Genomic DNA, 17,954 nt, shown 5'->3' with positions numbered 1-17,954 from the left:
AAACCTTAACAAATAGTCACTAAGACATTCCCCTTATGGTTTAAGATTTCCTTGTAAAAGTCTTTCATTTTGACAAAGCAGGTTAAAATATCATCCTTGATTTCTTCCTCTTCCTCAAGATAATCCCAAATATCAGGATACAAGTCAGCTTTCTTGCATGCTTCCATACTAAAGTCTGCCAAGGCTCTGTGCATATCAAAACTTTCTAGAGCTTTTACGATCTCGGCTATCTTGTTTTTTTCAGTATAGGCTATGTACTCAGACACTTCTTCTAAAGGAGTTACTCCTAAGACCGCTTCTCTCAAGGGATTATCGTCCAAAAATTCTGAACTACTAAATCCTGTCATGACAAAGACCAAGGCATCCCACATTTTGTCAATATCTATTAAGATATCATGACTATCAGCGGAATCCTCAGCAAAATCTAACAAGTCATCTCCTTGATTGGAAAGACCTTTTATTTGTTTTAATTTATCGTCCGGTAAATATTGATAATTGGCAATCATTCCCATGATTTTACTCCTTTGAATCAGTTAGTATCATTCGGATATTTCTAGCTCTATTTCCCAAGAAAGTGCTATAATGGAGCTAACAAAAATGTTCTGTATTCATTGGAAAATAAGAGGAAACAGTCATGTTCACTAGTATTATTTTGGGTTTTTATGCTCTTTTCTTTCTATCCTTGTCCTTTACTATCTATCTCTATATTAGACTTGTAGTTGCGGTTAAAAAAGGCAAAGACATTCCCAAATGGATTTATAAACTTGGCCATGCTGTTCAAGGAAGAATTCATGTTGACTATGAAGAAATCACTGATGCTAATGCCCTTAAAGAGATTCATTGGTTCTTGCTGATCTATTTAATCGTAAATCTACTCCTATTGGCTGGCTTCTACTATCATGGCAATAGCTTCCCGCAAGCAGTTTATGAATGTTTGAAAAAACAATTTTTCATCGTACTTGTTAGTATGGTTTTAAAAAGTATTGGCAAATTTGTTGTACTAGCTATAAGAAAAAACTTTCATAACAGTCATGCCTATGCATCAACCAACGCTGTTATTGGGACAGCTTTTTTAACGAGTTATGTTTTTATGTTTTGCATGATGATGAGTGGTCTTCCAGCTCAACCTGTTCCAGTAACCATTCAAGATACTACTGTCATTATCGGAGAAACCAAGGCTTCCGAGCTTTTGGACCAAGGCTTTACCTTGGGAGATAAAGGCGCAGAGAGCTTGATTACCAATCCCAAAAACGACCACTTCTACTACGGTCAGCTTCTCGAAGTCAAGCGGGATGATCAGTCCTATGGCTTTATGAGCCTTACTCCTACGGGAAGAGATACCGATCAGCTCAAAAACTGCGTCATCACCTATTACAGAACACCTAAGGATAGCAAGCAACTAGAAAAAATTTCCATCAATCATGTCAAGCTAGCAAATCTCAAACTCCAAGATTTTCAAACACGAAAGTTAATCGATATCTTTCAACTAAATCCTGCTGATTATAATGTCTCTGATAAGGATACCAACTTTATCCTAACCATCCAAACAGCAGATTACGACCTCTGGAAAAGGTACAGGATTGAAGCCAAGTTCAATTCAGATGGTTCCCTAGACAGCTATGGTGTCAGAGCCCAACACAGTCAATGGGAATGATTGACCATTTCTCCCTTTATCACATAAGCATTAAACTGGAAAAATATCGTCAACAAGTTTATAGGTTTCGATGAACCGAAGGCCAGAGGAACCTTTATCTCTAGTGATTTCTTGATAAATATCTTCTAAATTTTGGGCAGGTGCCAGCATCCAAAGACTGAAAGGTCTAAGTTTCACCTGTCCAATTTTTTCAATATTTTCTAATAATTGCCCTAAATCTTTGTGATTGAACCAGCAATCTGTAACGAGAGCAAACTTTGTATTATCCATCTTACAGGAGATATGACTGGTCAAAAAATCATCGATGGTGGGCTTTTTTGTTTGTAAGAGGCGCGTGCAAGCCAAATGATACTCAAGCTTTCTAGGACTCTGCTCAACCATAGATACAAAGACAAGACCATACTCATCTTGGAACTTAACAGCAAGGATATCTCCTTCTTCAAAATAAGGTTTACGTTTAGTTTTGGCTTTAGTGACCTTTAGAGGCCTAGGATTTTCAGTTTGCAACTGGATAGCAAGTTTATCCAAGACCTTTTGCCTTTGTTTCAAAGCCTTTGAATCTATTTCCAACCAAAATGGATCAGCCCCTTTTTTGATAAGCACCAAGGTTTTATCTCTGATATCGTCTGTCAGGTGACCAATCTTCCACAGTGAGTAGGCAAGAGCAGTCCAATAAATTTCTGTAAAAAAGTCAGTTTGACAGTAATCTTTCTCTGCATCGAGGATATCCTTGATAATATTGGACACATGATCACCGTCTCTATAGCGACCAACTACCTCATTGTAAATGTCATACCCTTGATCACTGTCAATGATTTTAACGCCATCAATAGCCATTCTCAACTCCTAATGCTCAATCGACATCTTATTGATAAATCTCAAAACTTATTTAATCTTATGCTTGTTCATTTTTTCTTGGAAAATATCTGTAAGAATTTGGCGCAATTCTTGAGCTTCCTTTTCAGGAAGTTGGCCTTCTCGTTCAGCAACGGCATACAACTCTGGATACTCGATCGAGATTCTCTTAACAGTACGTGTAATGGCATGTTTTCTAACAAAAAATGGAATTCGTTTAATCATATCTTGAGGAATTAAAGCGATAATCTTATCGGCAGTTTCCTTGTCGTTCAGCTTAGAGAAAGTTAGTCCCTTTTTAATCATTTCTTGTTCTTTTTCTGTAAAATCTTTAATATCCATTGTGTCTCCTTATGACTATTTTATTTACTACTATTATACTATTTTTTTAATTGGTCGAATGAAAAATCTCTATAAATCACTTCTTTGCCAAGAACGGAATCTGTCGTAACAGGTAGTTTTTTCAGCAACTCTTGGATATGAATATCTTTGGGAAGAGGATTCAATTCTCTCAGACTATTTTCTTGAAGATGTGCTGCAAAGATAAACTCCCCCTTTTCCCAATCCATAGCACAATCATTGATAACATCTACTGGAGAGAGGTCTAGCAGTTCTTGCTCTTGCGCTATAAACGTTTCGTAGATCAACTCAAAAATAGCTTCCTTATCAATTTTTACAACTCTTAATGTATGTTCATCCATGCTTGCTGTCCTCTAATCATATCAATTTAGCTATCATTCGATTGGTAACTTCTTATCCCACTCTTTAAGCAAATCATCCTTTTAGAGTTGAACCCATTTATCATTGTCCATAATAAATGGCTTAGCTAGACCTTCACCTGTATAGTTTTCGTATTTTGTATCTAAATATTTGTAACAATCTTCCTTGGTCGCAAATTTGATGGCTTGATAAGGTTCCTCAAAGGTTAACTTTTCGACAAAGAGATAGCCATCCTCGCTTGGTACAAGAATACCAACATGGCCGATAAAGAGAGATTGCCCATCCAGATCATCATGAACGACTACGGAGAGCATTCTTGCATTTTCATTAAACTTGAATTGAGAAAGGAACTGTTCCATCTTAGCAACATGAACCTTGACATCGGTGGTTGCTTCGGTCTTGACTCTTGAGAATAGAATATCAAAGGCATCCTTGTCTTCTGAACCAAAGACTTTTCCCTTATCAATAGCATCATTATCGACAAACAAGAGGGAATCATCTTTCTCTAACTTCGGAATTTCGATAGAATTTTTCAATAAACAATAACTGTTAATCCGACAGTTGGTACCTACAAAATCACCTTTTTTGGGAGTCCAAAGATTGCTTATCTTTTCTACGTCATACTCGGTTTTGGTAAATGTAGAAAAATCTCCAACTAATCCAACTGAACCGACAGTATTGTTATAATCATTTACAAGGTTGAAAAAAGCATCCACACTGTCCTTATCTAAATGCGAAGCTAAGGCTTTTCGAACTTCTTCTTCACTTTCCTTGCTATTGAGATTGCTATAGGTTCCTTTGTAGCTCTCTTTATCTGAGCTAACCAACTTAGTAGTTGAACTATTCTGTTTTTCCATAGATTGGTTTTGGTTTGTACCACAGGCAGCTAAAGTAAAGATAGCTAAAGCACAACAGCTCATTAATCTGATTTTTTTAGATACTTTCATAAAATGTTTCCTTTTTAACTAAGATTTTTCAGGTAGATTAGCTTCTCTTATATTATAGTTCAATTTTATTTTAAGTCCAAGCATTTTCTAAGTAAAGTAGATTTTAAATCATTAAAAAGGAAGCTGGCACACAGCACGCTCCCTAATAAGTGAAATATCTATGAAACATTTAATTTTAGTCACCTTTTAGTTGTACCTGTGTATGAGCTATAAGATCACCTAGATGTCGCTTATCTTTCCTGAAAACCATCATTGCTAGTAAGGCAACTGCGAGGAGAGTAGCTAAAAACGAGAGGATAATAGATAAGAAATCAAACTCACTATAGAAACTATGTATCGTGCCCATATGACCTATTTGCCAAGGTAAAAATTTAATAGTGTTTCTAAGCAAGCTAGCTTGCACAGTTTTTTTCTTGTAAACCAATTGAAGTCCTGCTTTCGCCTTCCCAAAACTCCCATTTTTTGTATAATCTAAGAATGTAAAAAGTAGAGTGATTGGCAAAACAGAGGTAAAAAATACAAGACACTGCGACTGAATTTCTGTAAACTCTGGGATACCATTAAAAAAAATAATGTAAAAAAGCATAGAACCTAAAAACAGAAGTGCTAAATAAGCTAGTATGAAAAGATAATCAAATAGTAATTCAATCATTCTTTTTTTAAACGAAATAGAATTGATTGCTAAAATCTTCATCATCATCGCCTCCTTTATTATCAACTATTCTTTTCAAAAGTTTATTATTCTTTCGGTTGAGAATAGACTTGGATATGCTGACCTAGCACCTTAATTTCTACTGGTAAATTATCGGATTTGTCACCATCAACATCCGTTTCTAACTCAGTGTCTGAAGAGATTTTGATATGACGAGCTTTTATGTACTCGATGTGATCATTTTCAACGACATCACCTTTTAATAAATCAGGGATAACTGACAATTTAGTAAGGATTGACGCATCTTTTAGTATCAAAATATTGGCATAATCATTCTTATCTTCTTCAAAAATCTTCTTGTCAGCGAAATAATTTGTAAGAAGAACTAAAACATGACTTGCTGGGCCCATGTAATTACCATTTTCAGTCTCAACTGTAATGTTAAATGCTTGATCTGTAACCACAGACTTTACAGTATTAACCGCATAGGCTAGCATACCAAACTTTGTTTTATCTTCAATTCCAACGTTATGAATGGCTTCTGGTAGTGAGCCAATACTAAAAATATAGCCAAAATAGTACCCATTGGATTTTCCGATATCAATCTTATTTGTAGAATTGAAATCAAGCTCGTCGATAGCACCGTCAATATCTTGATTGATTTCTAATAACTTTGTAATAAGATTTCCAGTTCCTCCAGGTATAATTGCTAGTTTAGGAATATAGTCTCTTTCAGCGATACCTGAGATCACTTCATTGACGGTCCCATCTCCACCAAAAACAAGAACAGCATCATAATGATCTTTAGAAGCTTCTGTGGCGAAGTTGGTTGCGTCTTGAGCTTTTTGTGTAATTCTGGTATCGACTTGCTCGAAGTAATTTTTAGCCTTATTTTCCAACTTTTCCTTATAATCTAAAGCCTTTTCTCCACCAGAGGTTGGGTTGATGATTACCATAATTTTATTCATTCATTTTCTCCTCAATATCTATTTACTCTCTTAGGATGTCAATATAAATTTTTAATACACTTTATTATATAATGAAATTTCTAAAAACAAAAATTGAAAGTAGTAAACTAAAATAGATACAATCATGAACTGTCTAAGAATTATTCTCTCAAAATTGGAAAAATAGATTTGTGGAAAAAATTCTATCAAGTTACAAAATGAAGAAATCATCTCATTTACTTTTTTTCATATACATCAGTTTTTAATTTACTTTAAAAAAATCTATACTTCTATTATTTTTTTAGCCACAAATGTTGTAAAAAACTAATATCTTTATAGGGTTTTAAATCACATACTGCAAGTTCAATCTTTGTCATTTCTTCTAACCAGTTTTCTTTGCTCTTAAATTCATTTGGTTGTAGACTGTAAAATGTTCGAATCCCCAAATAGTTTTCTAATTTAAGACCAGACAAAGCTAATATTTCCTCAATCGTATAAGTAGAACCACTTGCAAAAGATAGGCTCTCAAAATTTTCACCATTGAGTAAGCTAAATGCTTGATTGATGTCATTAGCAAAAACAACACTTTGTAGAACTTTTCCAACGTGATTATGCTTGATAATTGAAATCAATCCATCATCTTTTAAAATTCTTTTGAACTCCAGAAGATAGTCTTTTCGGTCATTAGGATCTATATATTCTAAAACATTATGGCAAAGGACAAGATCAAAGGATTTATCCGTAAAACGAGCGAGTTGGGCAATACTTCCCCACAATTTTTCATAGGATGTGGAAGAGTTGGCATAGAGCATTTCCTCATTAGGTTCAACAGAAGTAACTTGATTCTTGCGAGAGAGAAATTCACTGACCAAACCAAATCCAGATCCAAAATCAAGAATATTCTTACCTTCCAGATGAGCAAGTTGGGCAAAGGTTATTTCATATTGAATCTTTCCCCAAGGTTGTTTTAACATATTTCTATAATGTTCAAGATCAGATTTTTTACTTGTCATGTCTTACCTCATTAAAACTGATATTTTCTTTACAATCATTTCTTCTAATAATTTACAGTAAACTACCGGATTTTCAGTGATCTTGCGACAGTGATCATATCCTTGCCAAATGTGACATGTGGCATGAGGATACTTTTTGGGGAGAACTTTTTTAGCAGCTATCAAGTCGAATTCTTTTGATCCATAAAAGAAAACACAACTTTTTTGTTCCTCTGGCGTAAGGTTAGGCAAAGCCACAAATGCACAATCATGGGAAATATGTTTGATGCTTTCTTCATCCATAGCAATGAAAGAATCCGCCATCATCTCTCCTTTTTCTCCATAAAGTGAAACCATCTTATGAACAGCTATATCTCTATTTCGCAAGGCTTTTCTATGATTTATTAACAATAAATACCTAGTAAAGACATCAAGCAAGGGCGCATTTGTCCATAAACTAACCCCTTCAAAAACAAGTTTCTCAAACTTGATGTCCTTGTAATTCAACAATTGCAGTAACACAACACCACCCAAGGACGCGCCAAAGGCTAAACGCAAGTCTTTTATATGGTGTTCCTTTAGATAGTCATAGATCATCTGGCTTTCCTTAAGAGCTGACTCGTAAGTATCCGAAGCTGATTGCCCATGTGCAGACAAATCCGGAATGATATATCTAAACTCTTGCCCCATCTGATCTGCAATGAGGGACTTCATCCCTTGAGCCGATGATAACATCGGGTGGATTAACAATATCGTATCTTTCTGATTAGAATTAAGATCAAGAATGTTCATTATCTATCACCAGATTTCTTTCCTTTTTAGCCCTTATCCTTAAAGAACTTATACCATTCATTTATGATTTATTCAGATAAATGCAACAATTATAATACCTTCACTTGAACCCCTTGCTTGTCGAAGGTTTTTTTGACATGTTCAAAATTACTGCTTATGATAGTCGCTTGCTTCAGATTTGGAAACTGTTGCAGTTCTTTAAGACTAACTTCATTTAAATCGAAACTATCATCTTCACCGTCCCACTGAGGTATCAAATTCAGATAAATTTCATTTCCTCCATCCATATAGATTTCTTGAACTTGTTCAGCATATTTCTTAGGTATAGGAAGATTCATCATATATTCAAGGGCCGGCTGAATTATCTCCATACTTTCTGTGTCGATGTTCAACTCACTGGCTTCCTCTGCAAAATCAAAAATATTAAAAACAGGTTTCAAAATCTCTAAATCATACATTAAAACCTGGATAATGGCTAGTTTAAAATTTATATTGTCAAAGCGTAACACTTCTTCGTCAGTTTCTTTTAACTTGTAACTTTCCCGTTCGTGTTTGACCTCTGGAAAGTAGGAAATAGAAAGTGTGTCAGTGATGGTCTCTGCAATTCCATTAAAATTCGTTCCATAAGGAGTCCATAAAATCAGGTTAAAATCCCCTACTCTATGCCTATCAGAAAAGAAATAAGGAGATTTTCCATCTGATAATACCACAGCTTGACATGGTTGCTTTGGCAATTCTTTCTCTCCAGTCATAGATTTTACAACATCGCCATAGTAGAGGAAAACAGTAGAAATCAAATGTTCCTCATCAATGTAGGTATTACATTTTTTTAAATGATTATTAATTGAGAAAGAATGTTCAAATACAATACCAATATTGTCATAAATGTATTTGATAAACTTCCCATCTTTTTTGACAACCTGTTCAGGCTTTCCCAATACAGCTTCAATATCTTTCAAGGACAAAGGAAAAGCTAAGCTGGTTCCGTTAATAATCATTGAATTGTTTTGAAGATTGATTTCAAGTTTTTTGTGTGTCGCTTTCTTAAAAAAATGAAACATATTACTACCTTTTCTTAAGTTTCTTCCAGATAAATCTTGACCGCTTGGTATTCCTGCTCTTTAGCATAGGCAAACACCTCTGAAGCTCTAATGTAATCAAAGATATTTTCCTCTAAATCTTCATCCCAGGTTGATTCACTAAATATTTGATTGTCTTGACTTGCTTCATAGAAAATATCAAGGTGAACTTGATAAAACTCTTCATCTTCATTTGGAGCTTGTCTTACTAAGGATAGTTGAAACATTGGCTTATCAGATATAGCTGTAAATGTCCCTGTTTCAAATAAAATCATCTCATCCTCAATAGGCTGACGACACAAGTCTTCAAAGATTGCTACCATTTCCTCTAAGGGCATCTTATCGGTGATTCTTTCTCTTAAAAATTCAAGTGATTGCTTCATATTTTTTCTCTTTCTAGATGGTTTTCGTTCTTAGAATAATCCTATTAAAAAATAGAATTCCTACACCCTTTATTATACTACATTAACAGAAAAAAAGACTGAACCAGATGGCTTTCAGCTTGGTTTCAGTCTAGATCTTTTTGATAATCGGAATAGCCACTGTAAGGACGTCTATCCCAAAATTAATTCCCTGTAAAAGGGTTAATAAATACATATGCTAGGAAGCTATGGAAATCATAAAATCTCCTAAGAACTAACCTGGCTCATCTTTTAATCCAACTTGATAGTTTCAGATAGGATAATTGCCCCAGTACCACTGACATCAAAAAATCCCACATCATGTTTTGAGGCTAACATGAGCATTGTCTTATAGGCTGTTTCTGCTTGTGACCATGCAAATCCTGCATAGATAAGATTCTTACCAATACTATAGTCAGTAAAACGACTTTCCAGCTCTTGGTCACTCTCTAAAGCATCATCCATATCAAAGTCACCATTCATAGGAGGAAATAGTTTTATCATGTCCAGAAACCAACTTTTTAGTTTGCTTGAACTAACTTCAATTGAATCATAATCGTGGTCTTCCTTCCACTCCACTTGCTCCTCATACCATTCTAAAAATTCAGCTTTACTAGCTGGTGCGATTGATTTCTCAAATACTACTAAATCATAAGACATAGCTATACCTTTCTCTTTTATTATCATTACGCATATTTTCTCAATATCCTATACAGCTTCTCTCAGCTATGCAAACTTTCAATCATGATTAAAACTAGAGATTGGGGATTGATTTCAAAGCCATCAGCAGTAATTCTGTCATTAGAAAACTTGACCGCTTGATCATGATCAAGAAAGCGATTGCTACTAAGATACTGTTCAATCTCATCCAAGAGAAAAGCACTTTCTTTTAAAGATTTATCTTCAAAACCATTCGCATAATGGATGCTCTTCATCATTCGTTTGAGCTTAGTTTTAGGATAGCATTCTTTAAGTTTATCCCTTAAAGAAAGAACAAGATCCTCAAAGGATTAACTATCTATATCATCCTCTAACAAACCTGATATTATATTCTTTTCGTACATATCTTCGATTAGTTCTTTCAAAGCCTGTTTCAGGACAAGATTGCTTTCTTCAGAATTTGGTGTCATATAAAATTCTTTATCCATTAACTTTCTCACTAAATATATTAAAAATTATGATTTCCCACAAAAATATTTCAGTAAACTTTTTAAAAGCGAGCATTTTCAATTTGCAGCTCACCTTCTTCAGAAATTCTCACGAGCGACTTCTTCAAAATAGTCAGCCAGATGATGGTAAATAGGCATATTTTCTTCTGAACCATCTTGCAAAACTGCAAATACCTTCACTTTATCATCATTGACAAATACGAAATTATGTTCCCCAAAATAAGCCTGATACCCCTTGTCAACTAAGGTCCAGAGTTCATTTTTTTTTAAACCGAAAATATCATTTTTCACTAGGTAGGTTTTCCCGATTTCCATTTTCATGATACCCTTTCTCCTTAAGAAACCAGATAGTGCTAAATGTTTCTCTTTACTGTTCAAGCCGTCTACGCAAGCAGTAGCACAAACTCACAAGGAACTTTGGTTGACTATTACATATCTTCCATCGCTTCTTTCACATATCCTTCTACATTTTCTATCTCTAAAAATGAAGGATCCAGGTGACACAAGAAGTGCCAATCTTCGGAACCGTGTTTTCTGTAGACAATCGCTTCCCCGTCTTCACTTCCGAAAAAACTTCTATCAACTTCAAATCCATTGCCTTCTAAAAAGTCTTTTGCCTTTCGAAAGTTTCCTTCTCTTGCTTCGACATAAGCTTTGACTTCATCGTTGTTAACGACATAGGCATCTATTTTTGAATACCCTTCGATTACTTTATCATTTTTAACGGATAGATTCGAAATCTCTTTCCAAATAATATCCACATTTTCCTCAGAATTAAACGAAAATCTAGATAAAGGGACAATATTTCCATTGAAGACAATTTCCATATAATCCGGCAAGTGTTTTGGATTCACATACTCCACTTCAAACCCATCTTCATTTTCTAAAGTATAACCAGGAATTTGAGCTACAAAAGCTTTACCCTCATCTAAAGAATCAAAAGCAACCAAATCTTTTGAATAATGATTTTGATACAATTCCAATATAAGCATCTATCATCCTCTAATTTTAACTGTTTCTATTAATTCTCATCATTTTTACGTTATTACTATCTCAGCCTGTGGTACTTCTGTTGAAAAATAAAAATAAGACATTAAATTTTGTCAATCTACTTCTTAAACTTTAATTCAAGTATTTTATTATAACCTTCATAAAAACGATCTCTTGTTACCACTTCACCTGGCTATTTCTCTTCTAGAAGTTCATAAATTTCAATTGGTCTAATCCCTTCTTCCGCCAAATCTTGAAGGAATAGACTGCATAGCCTCATCTCACCTTTACTCGATTGTTTTAATAAAACTCCGTATATAGGAATCTTAGTTAATAGATTATAGGTACTCTTTTTCATAATATTTATCTCCCACATAAATTCTGATTAATTAGCAAGCCTACTTGACAAAATGATGCTGCTCATAGCTTGACTTAATTTTAGAAAAGAGGCCAGTAACAAACTTAAGCCCAGCCTCTTAGATAATCATTTTTCTTTGTAGCAAATAATGTATGCTTTGATGAAATCACTACCCACGACAATGGTTAACGGAACACTCAAAACAACTTCATCAGTTTTGCCATTCTCATACTCTTGTCTTTCTTCAGGAGAGTATAGGTACATAGCTATTGAATAGGTGTTCCCAGCCTCCAAGTCAAGATCCATACTGATATTTTCTGATTTGATATTGATTGTTTGATTCAGTCGAGTCTCAGTCGTTTTATAAACGCCCTCAATTGTATATCTCCCTGGAACTAAAGCAACTACCTTTTCTAGGTTTTCTCCAGTTATTGGATTAAAGTCAGCAAGATTCTGTCCATTAATTTTAGTTTTTGAACAGTATAAATGAACAATAGCTTTATCACTATTATCACTAACAAAGCTAACAGCTTTTTTCTTTCTATTGCTATATACAATCATAAATCCAACAAAAAGCAAGAGCCAAAGGACAAGAAAAAATACAATAATATAAGTTGAGTTCATCATCTATCTCCTATATTTTCTTTACTTTTTAACTACATTATAGCACCAATCATTGAACAAAGCAAAAAGATATACTAAGTCCAAGTAATTGTTTTTGGACTTCTCTTTCATCCCCTTTTTGTCACCTTAAAATAGGTGTTTCTACAAGCATTTTTAATTATATTAACTGTATGAGGTAGATAGATAAATCTTTAATCAATAATTTTTATAAAGCGCTTGCTCATGACCTTACGTCATGATGTATAATATATATTAGGAGGTGAGAATGATGGCAAAATTCAGAGCAATTCCAGAAGGTTTTATGACAGTTGGGGAAGTCGCAAAGAAAATGGGAGTTACAGTCCGAACTCTACAATACTACGATAAAGAGGGACTACTTTCCCCATCAGCAGAAAGTGAGGGAGGACGTAGACTTTATACTGATAAAGATCTAGTTATGCTTCATCAGATTATATCCTTGAAATCACTTGGTTTTTCTCTCAAGGACATAAAGGGGCGTTTGAACTCTTTGAAAACTCCAGCTGAAGTTGCAAATGCTCTTACAGAGCAAGCAGATGATATTCGACAGAAAATAGAACAACTTCAGGCATCATTGTCAGAAATAGAGCAGTTAAAAGTTGAAGTTTTACAAATACAGACGGTTGACTTTAAAAAGTATGCAGATATTATTGTCAATTTACAAATGAAGAATGAATCTTACTCTCTGATTAAACGTTTTGATGATGATACGCTGGACCGCATACGCAGTCGATTTGACAAGAAAAGCGGAGTAGACTTTATGGACAGATTTAATCGCCTAAGTGATGAGATTGTGCGGCTCCAAAAAGAAAAGGTGCCAGCTGAAAGTGAACAATGCCAACAAGTTGTACAAGAATACTGGAGCTTGATCATGGAGTTTACAAATGGAGATATGACTATGCTTCCGAAGTTGATGGAAGTCGGTAATATTGATACCGCTACTAACGCTTGGGAGGAAAAGCAAAAGATCGTTAACTCATATTTAGAGCCCGCTTTGCAAGTTTATTTTTCAAGACTTGGAACCAATCCCTTTGAGGAGGTGTAGCCATGAAATACGCAATAGAGGTTCGTGGATTAGAGAAAAAATACGGAAGTAAGATTGTCCTAAAAGGTCTTAATTTTCAAATCGTAAAGGGAGAAATTTTCGCTTTACTTGGTGTGAATGGTGCTGGGAAAACAACAACGCTTGAATGTATTGAAGGTCTGAGAAAATATGATGGAGGCACTATTGTTGTAAACGGCAAAATGGGAATTCAACTGCAGTCATCTTCTTTGCCAGCTCATATCAAACCTATGGAGGCGATAAAGCTCTTTGCAAAATGGAATCAGACAAGCATTAATAATGCCATGCTGAAGGCTCTTGGAATAAAAGAAATTGAGAAGTCACAATATCTGCAATTATCTACGGGACAAAAAAGAAGACTACATCTCGCTCTTGCACTTATCGGCAATCCCGATATTATTTTCCTCGATGAACCGACAGCGGGACTTGATGTTGAAGCAAGACTATCCCTCCACGAACAAATACGGAATCTCAAATCACAAGGGAAAACAATCATTTTGGCAAGTCATGATATGGCTGAAGTTGAAACCTTATGTGACCGCATTGCTATCTTAAACAGTGGAAAGATTGTCTTTTGTGGCACTCCTTCAGAACTGACAGACAAGGTTGGAAGAAGATATTATATCCATTTGAAGACTCAAGAAGCAGAGAAGTCTTTTGAAACGACCAATATTGAGGATACCTTAATTTCATTATTGAATGAATGCAAGCAGAAAAAAATTCAGATATTGGATATTAAGGTTGATCGTGGCAGCTTGGAACAGCATTTCATAAAAATGGCAAGGAGGTAATCAGAATGAACTGTTATTTATATAGTCTAGTATTACAGTGGAAATTAGATATACGAAGCAAATCTCTCTTGGTTACTTTCTATATTGTACCGCTTATTTTCTTTCTCATCATGGGTGGTATTTTTACTTCTGTTATGCCTGAAATGGGAAGCACGCTCATACAATCTATGATAGTCATGAGTGTCTCAATGGGTGCCTTTCTTGGCTTGCCATCTTCATTGGTCGAAATTTATGGAAGCGACATTAAAAAGATTTATAATGCTAATGGTGTCCCTATTTATTTAGGATTGGTGAGCATACTTCTCTCTGCCTTTGTTCATCTGATGATGACCTGCATTGTAATCCTGCTACTGGCCCCTATTTTATTTGAAGCAAGTCTGCCGACACAACTTCCCTTATTCTTTCTTGCGCTGTCCATCTACATGATTGTGTCATTATGTATTGGTAGTTTACTAGGGCTTACTTTAAAAAACCAAGCAAAGCTGACCATGATAGCGCAACTTGTATTTTTACCTTCAATTATGCTTTCGGGGATTATGTTTCCTATTAGCTTACTACCCGATTTTCTCCAAATATTAGGGCGAGTTTTCCCAGCTTATTGGGGATACAGATTGATGCTAGAGAATGATTTTAGTCTTGAAAACCTGTGGTATCTAATTCTTGTATCTTGTATTGCAGTAATGACTTGTATCCTCCTCTTGAATAAACAAAAATCTGAGTAAATACCTGAATAGTGCAACATGAATCCATGGCAACATTAACTTTAAATAAAGAAAAAGCGACGAGATTGTTTCTTATCTCGTCGCTTTGCTATTTTTCAGTTGTCAAGCTCATGTCTTTGTCAAGTTTGTTTCCAACTTTTCTTCTAGTAAAACGATAACTCTTTACCCAAGGATTTGCTCAACTTCCTTAACCTTATCTTTCATAGTTTGATATTGACTAGTTAGTATTCATTATGATATTGAAACTTCTTTATCCCATTGTCTAAGAACATCTTTTAAAGGCTCATCTAGATAGGAATAAGCCTTTTCCTTAATCCACTCAGGAATTCCATAAGCAGCCTCTGCTATACTTCCTGTGATGGCAGCAAGAGTATCACTATCCCCACCAAGGGAAATCGCATTTCGAATCGCATCTTCAAAATCTGTACTTTCTAGAAAGGCAATGATCGCCTGAGGTACTGTATCCTGGCACGTTTCATTGAAACGATACGTAGAACGAATTTCATCTAGTGATTGAGAAAGGTTATACCCATACTCTTGCTCTATGTGTTCCTTGATGCGTCTCTTGCACTCTATAGGGTTATCATTGATTGGTTGCTCGTAATCCCCACTGTAGCCTCCAAAGTAATAACGACACATAAAGATAGCATCAGCGGTTGCCATAGCTCCCTTGATGCCTTCTGGATGGTTATGAGTCACTTCTGCAGAAATTCTCGCAAGAGCTCTACTAGATGGCCAAGTGCCTGTTCTTGCACAGAAACCACAATCCATGATCCAAGCACAGGGAGAAACGCGCATGGCAGAACCATTTCCAAAACTATTATATGGTTCTCGATCGTTGCCCTCAACCCAATTACTAAATCTTGCACCGTAACCTGCATCAGGATACATCCTACCATATTTCTTCATGGCGTCAATAAAGTTATCCTTCTGACCGCCATTCATAATGGCTTCTGCAACAGCACAGGCCATAACCGTATCATCAGTGAAAAAACAATCATCACGAAATAATGGAAAATCTTTCGTTTTAATATTGTCCCATTCGTAAACAGAACCAACAATATCTCCAACTATTGCTCCTGGCATATATACCTCCTTCTAAATTTTTAATTCTCATCTTCTCTAATATTCTTTTTTCTCCATAATTAAAATAGATATTTTTATAGCCATTCCTATGATAACAATACTGACAAAGACTATTCCAAGAAAAATCATTCCCCTCGAATTGTTTAAGAAGAACTCCACAACATTAGTCAGTAAATCTGATTTTGCTTTTAAAAGACTAGATAGAGCAAATATTATAAAGTAGGTTAAAACCATAATCAGCCTACCTTTTTCAGCACCATATTTAAGGATAAACGGAAGTTGAATAGCTGATATCAGAATACTAGCAACTAATGTAATTAGTGAGATAAATATGATATTATCTATCGACATCTCACTTTTAATCACTAATTGAAGAAATAAACATACTGAACCGAATAATCCAAACACAAATGCAAAAAACAATTTACTCAATACAAAGCTACTCTTTTTAATAGGCATTGAAAAGGCAAATTGTTCAAACTTCGATTTCGTATCATAGCCAAAAGCGATAGCAGTTAAAATTAACGGTATCATTGTACAAATAAGCGGTATCATAAAAATTTCATTTTCATATACCCCATACACAACGAGTACAATACAGAGAGTGATCGATAATAGTAGTGTTTTCTTTAAAGTAGCTATATCTTTTAATATCAATGCAGTCATTACCTTTTATCTCCTTTCACAAAATATATCATAATATCTTCGATAGACGGTTTTTGTAATCTGATTCCATCTGGAACAAGATTTCTTTTAACAAGTAACTCTTGTCCAAATGAGTGTATCCTTCTCCCAATTATAGCTTCCTCATCAAGGTTTTCAACTTCTTCATTAGATAAAGTACAGATGCCATAGTTTTCTTTGAGTTCATCCTTTGGTTCAACAAAAAGAACTTTACCATCATTGATAAAAGCAATATAATCTGCCACCTTCTCTAAATCTGATAGGATATGTGACGATATTAAAATTGTATGATTTTCATCTTGCATAAAGTCAAGAAGAAAATCTAAAATTTCTTCCCTAACTATCGGATCCAAACCACTCGTAGCTTCATCCAATATAAGAATTTCTGCATTATGAGATAAAGCTATTGCCATCGATAATTTCATTCTCATTCCACGAGAATAACTTTTAATAGCCTGTTTTTCAGATAAATTAAATTTCTTTTTTAGTTGATAAAAAAAATCTCTATCCCACTTTGAATAAACCCTGGAACAAAATTTTTCCAAATCAACAAGTGTCATCTCTTCTGGTACTAGTAAATCATCAAACACTACTCCGATTTTATCTTTCAATTCAATACTGTTAGGATTATCATAACCTAAAATTTTAATTTCTCCTGAATCTTTCTTAAGTAATCCTAACAATAATTTTATAGTTGTACTTTTACCTGCTCCGTTTTGACCAATGTATCCGACGATAGTCCCTTTAGGAATAGACAAATCTATCGGTCCTAATGTAAAGCCATCAAACTTTTTAACTAAGTTTTTAATTTCAATAGCATAATCACTCATATTTCCCCTCCATGTAACTACTAAACATCTCTACCAACTCATTATCGGATATACCTGCAATTGCTGAAAGCTCAACAATATCTTGCAACTTTGATTCAATTTGTTTCAAATATTCCTCACGAATAAGCTCTTTGTTCTGAGCCGCAACAAAATTACCTTTACCTTGAACTGAATTAATGAAACCATCAAGTTCCAGTTCATCAAAAGCTCTTTTAGCAGTTATCATACTCACTCGTAGTTCTTTTGCTAAAAATCTGATTGATGGCAATTGCTCGCCAACCTTTAATTCTCCCGAAATAATCTGAGCTTTTATTTGATTTTTTATCTGCAAATAAATCGGATCATCATTTGAATTATTAATTTGTATATTCACACTCCATATCCTCCTAATCATCCAACTGTTATCTCTGTTTTATCTGTTTATATTATACCATAACAGTTGTACGAGTTCAAGATTTAATAATGAATAGAAACTATTTTATAGTTTAAAATAATCATTTTTCATTTACAATTTTTAATATAACAAAAAGCCTTGAGAACAAGGCTTTTATAAATTTTTTTCTACAAAGTTTTAACGTTT

26 protein-coding genes are annotated in these 17,954 nt (G+C 34.6%); 4 read left to right on the top strand and 22 right to left on the bottom strand.

Features of this window, described 5'->3' with window-relative positions:
* Positions 1–5 precede the first annotated feature (5 nt).
* Positions 6–512, bottom strand: coding sequence for a YfbM family protein (locus ADH90_RS01170; RefSeq protein WP_049529609.1), 507 nt, complete (start codon positions 510–512; stop codon positions 6–8).
* Positions 513–634: 122 nt separating this feature from the next.
* On the opposite strand from ADH90_RS01170, the gene ADH90_RS01165 reads away from it, so the two are divergent.
* On the top strand, positions 635–1,654 hold the full coding sequence (locus ADH90_RS01165; RefSeq protein ID WP_049529608.1) for a hypothetical protein: 1,020 nt from the start codon (positions 635–637) through the stop codon (positions 1,652–1,654).
* 30 nt (positions 1,655–1,684) lie between these two features.
* On the opposite strand, the gene ADH90_RS01160 is transcribed toward ADH90_RS01165, so the two are convergent.
* From ADH90_RS01160 to ADH90_RS01090, 17 genes are all read right to left on the bottom strand, one after another.
* Positions 1,685–2,491, bottom strand: a complete 807-nt coding sequence (locus ADH90_RS01160; RefSeq protein WP_049529607.1) for a hypothetical protein — start codon at positions 2,489–2,491, stop codon at positions 1,685–1,687.
* A 48-nt stretch (positions 2,492–2,539) separates the two neighbouring features.
* The gene (locus ADH90_RS01155) at positions 2,540–2,851 is read right to left on the bottom strand and encodes a hypothetical protein (protein ID WP_049529606.1); all 312 of its coding nucleotides are present in this window, start codon (positions 2,849–2,851) and stop codon (positions 2,540–2,542) included.
* Between the two features lie 38 nt (positions 2,852–2,889).
* A complete protein-coding gene (locus ADH90_RS01150) occupies positions 2,890–3,210 on the bottom strand; it encodes a hypothetical protein (protein WP_049529605.1) in 321 nt (106 codons plus the stop codon).
* 81 nt (positions 3,211–3,291) lie between these two features.
* On the bottom strand, positions 3,292–4,176 hold the full coding sequence (locus ADH90_RS01145; protein WP_049529604.1) for a DUF4300 family protein: 885 nt from the start codon (positions 4,174–4,176) through the stop codon (positions 3,292–3,294).
* A gap of 175 nt (positions 4,177–4,351) precedes the next feature.
* Positions 4,352–4,873 carry an RDD family protein gene (locus ADH90_RS01140; protein ID WP_049529603.1) on the bottom strand — a complete coding sequence of 174 codons (522 nt, stop codon included), beginning with the start codon at positions 4,871–4,873 and terminating at the stop codon, positions 4,352–4,354.
* A gap of 41 nt (positions 4,874–4,914) precedes the next feature.
* A complete protein-coding gene (locus tag ADH90_RS01135) occupies positions 4,915–5,796 on the bottom strand; it encodes a diacylglycerol/lipid kinase family protein (protein WP_049529602.1) in 882 nt (293 codons plus the stop codon).
* 272 nt (positions 5,797–6,068) lie between these two features.
* Entirely contained in the window at positions 6,069–6,788 is a 720-nt protein-coding gene (locus tag ADH90_RS01130; RefSeq protein ID WP_049529601.1) for a class I SAM-dependent methyltransferase, read from the bottom strand.
* Positions 6,789–6,791: 3 nt separating this feature from the next.
* Positions 6,792–7,559, bottom strand: coding sequence for an alpha/beta hydrolase (locus ADH90_RS01125; protein ID WP_049529600.1), 768 nt, complete (start codon positions 7,557–7,559; stop codon positions 6,792–6,794).
* Positions 7,560–7,648: 89 nt separating this feature from the next.
* The gene (locus ADH90_RS10590) at positions 7,649–8,620 is read right to left on the bottom strand and encodes a DUF6892 domain-containing protein (RefSeq protein ID WP_049529599.1); all 972 of its coding nucleotides are present in this window, start codon (positions 8,618–8,620) and stop codon (positions 7,649–7,651) included.
* 14 nt (positions 8,621–8,634) lie between these two features.
* Positions 8,635–9,021, bottom strand: coding sequence for a hypothetical protein (locus ADH90_RS01115; protein WP_049529598.1), 387 nt, complete (start codon positions 9,019–9,021; stop codon positions 8,635–8,637).
* 270 nt (positions 9,022–9,291) lie between these two features.
* Positions 9,292–9,699, bottom strand: a complete 408-nt coding sequence (locus ADH90_RS01110; RefSeq protein WP_049529597.1) for a hypothetical protein — start codon at positions 9,697–9,699, stop codon at positions 9,292–9,294.
* A 62-nt stretch (positions 9,700–9,761) separates the two neighbouring features.
* Positions 9,762–9,977, bottom strand: a complete 216-nt coding sequence (locus tag ADH90_RS11455; protein WP_204373577.1) for a hypothetical protein — start codon at positions 9,975–9,977, stop codon at positions 9,762–9,764.
* 72 nt (positions 9,978–10,049) lie between these two features.
* Positions 10,050–10,187 carry a hypothetical protein gene (locus ADH90_RS11450; protein ID WP_204373576.1) on the bottom strand — a complete coding sequence of 46 codons (138 nt, stop codon included), beginning with the start codon at positions 10,185–10,187 and terminating at the stop codon, positions 10,050–10,052.
* Between the two features lie 99 nt (positions 10,188–10,286).
* Complete coding sequence (locus tag ADH90_RS01100) at positions 10,287–10,529, bottom strand: hypothetical protein (RefSeq protein WP_049529596.1); 243 nt, start codon at positions 10,527–10,529, stop codon at positions 10,287–10,289.
* Between the two features lie 107 nt (positions 10,530–10,636).
* Complete coding sequence (locus tag ADH90_RS01095; protein WP_049529595.1) at positions 10,637–11,200, bottom strand: hypothetical protein; 564 nt, start codon at positions 11,198–11,200, stop codon at positions 10,637–10,639.
* A gap of 191 nt (positions 11,201–11,391) precedes the next feature.
* Complete coding sequence (locus ADH90_RS10695) at positions 11,392–11,556, bottom strand: hypothetical protein (RefSeq protein ID WP_239681978.1); 165 nt, start codon at positions 11,554–11,556, stop codon at positions 11,392–11,394.
* 126 nt (positions 11,557–11,682) lie between these two features.
* Complete coding sequence (locus ADH90_RS01090) at positions 11,683–12,183, bottom strand: hypothetical protein (protein WP_239681977.1); 501 nt, start codon at positions 12,181–12,183, stop codon at positions 11,683–11,685.
* Between the two features lie 262 nt (positions 12,184–12,445).
* Between ADH90_RS01090 and ADH90_RS01085 the strand changes: the two genes are divergently transcribed.
* From ADH90_RS01085 to ADH90_RS01075, 3 genes are read left to right on the top strand one after another with little or no spacing between them, the layout of a single operon-like run.
* Positions 12,446–13,243 carry a MerR family transcriptional regulator gene (locus tag ADH90_RS01085; protein WP_049529593.1) on the top strand — a complete coding sequence of 266 codons (798 nt, stop codon included), beginning with the start codon at positions 12,446–12,448 and terminating at the stop codon, positions 13,241–13,243.
* A 2-nt stretch (positions 13,244–13,245) separates the two neighbouring features.
* Positions 13,246–14,052 carry an ABC transporter ATP-binding protein gene (locus ADH90_RS01080; RefSeq protein ID WP_049529592.1) on the top strand — a complete coding sequence of 269 codons (807 nt, stop codon included), beginning with the start codon at positions 13,246–13,248 and terminating at the stop codon, positions 14,050–14,052.
* Between the two features lie 5 nt (positions 14,053–14,057).
* The gene (locus tag ADH90_RS01075) at positions 14,058–14,774 is read left to right on the top strand and encodes an ABC transporter permease (RefSeq protein WP_049529591.1); all 717 of its coding nucleotides are present in this window, start codon (positions 14,058–14,060) and stop codon (positions 14,772–14,774) included.
* A gap of 231 nt (positions 14,775–15,005) precedes the next feature.
* On the opposite strand, the gene ADH90_RS01070 is transcribed toward ADH90_RS01075, so the two are convergent.
* Genes ADH90_RS01070 through ADH90_RS01055 form a run of 4 tightly spaced genes read right to left on the bottom strand, consistent with a single transcriptional unit; the run spans position 15,006 to position 17,747 of the window.
* Positions 15,006–15,860, bottom strand: coding sequence for an ADP-ribosylglycohydrolase family protein (locus tag ADH90_RS01070; RefSeq protein ID WP_049529590.1), 855 nt, complete (start codon positions 15,858–15,860; stop codon positions 15,006–15,008).
* 36 nt (positions 15,861–15,896) lie between these two features.
* Positions 15,897–16,526: an ABC-2 transporter permease gene (locus tag ADH90_RS01065; RefSeq protein WP_049529589.1), complete on the bottom strand. Its 630-nt coding sequence runs from the start codon at positions 16,524–16,526 to the stop codon at positions 15,897–15,899.
* Positions 16,526–17,374: an ABC transporter ATP-binding protein gene (locus ADH90_RS01060; RefSeq protein WP_049529588.1), complete on the bottom strand. Its 849-nt coding sequence runs from the start codon at positions 17,372–17,374 to the stop codon at positions 16,526–16,528. The genes ADH90_RS01065 and ADH90_RS01060 overlap by 1 nt, the downstream gene beginning before the upstream one ends.
* Complete coding sequence (locus ADH90_RS01055) at positions 17,367–17,747, bottom strand: GntR family transcriptional regulator (protein WP_049529587.1); 381 nt, start codon at positions 17,745–17,747, stop codon at positions 17,367–17,369. The genes ADH90_RS01060 and ADH90_RS01055 overlap by 8 nt, the downstream gene beginning before the upstream one ends.
* Positions 17,748–17,954 lie beyond the last annotated feature (207 nt).

This window comes from Streptococcus pseudopneumoniae (assembly GCF_001073085.1).
GTDB lineage: Bacteria > Bacillota > Bacilli > Lactobacillales > Streptococcaceae > Streptococcus > Streptococcus pseudopneumoniae_M.
The sequence above is the reverse complement of the archived record's forward strand: the minus strand, read 5'-3'. Positions and strand labels throughout refer to the sequence as shown.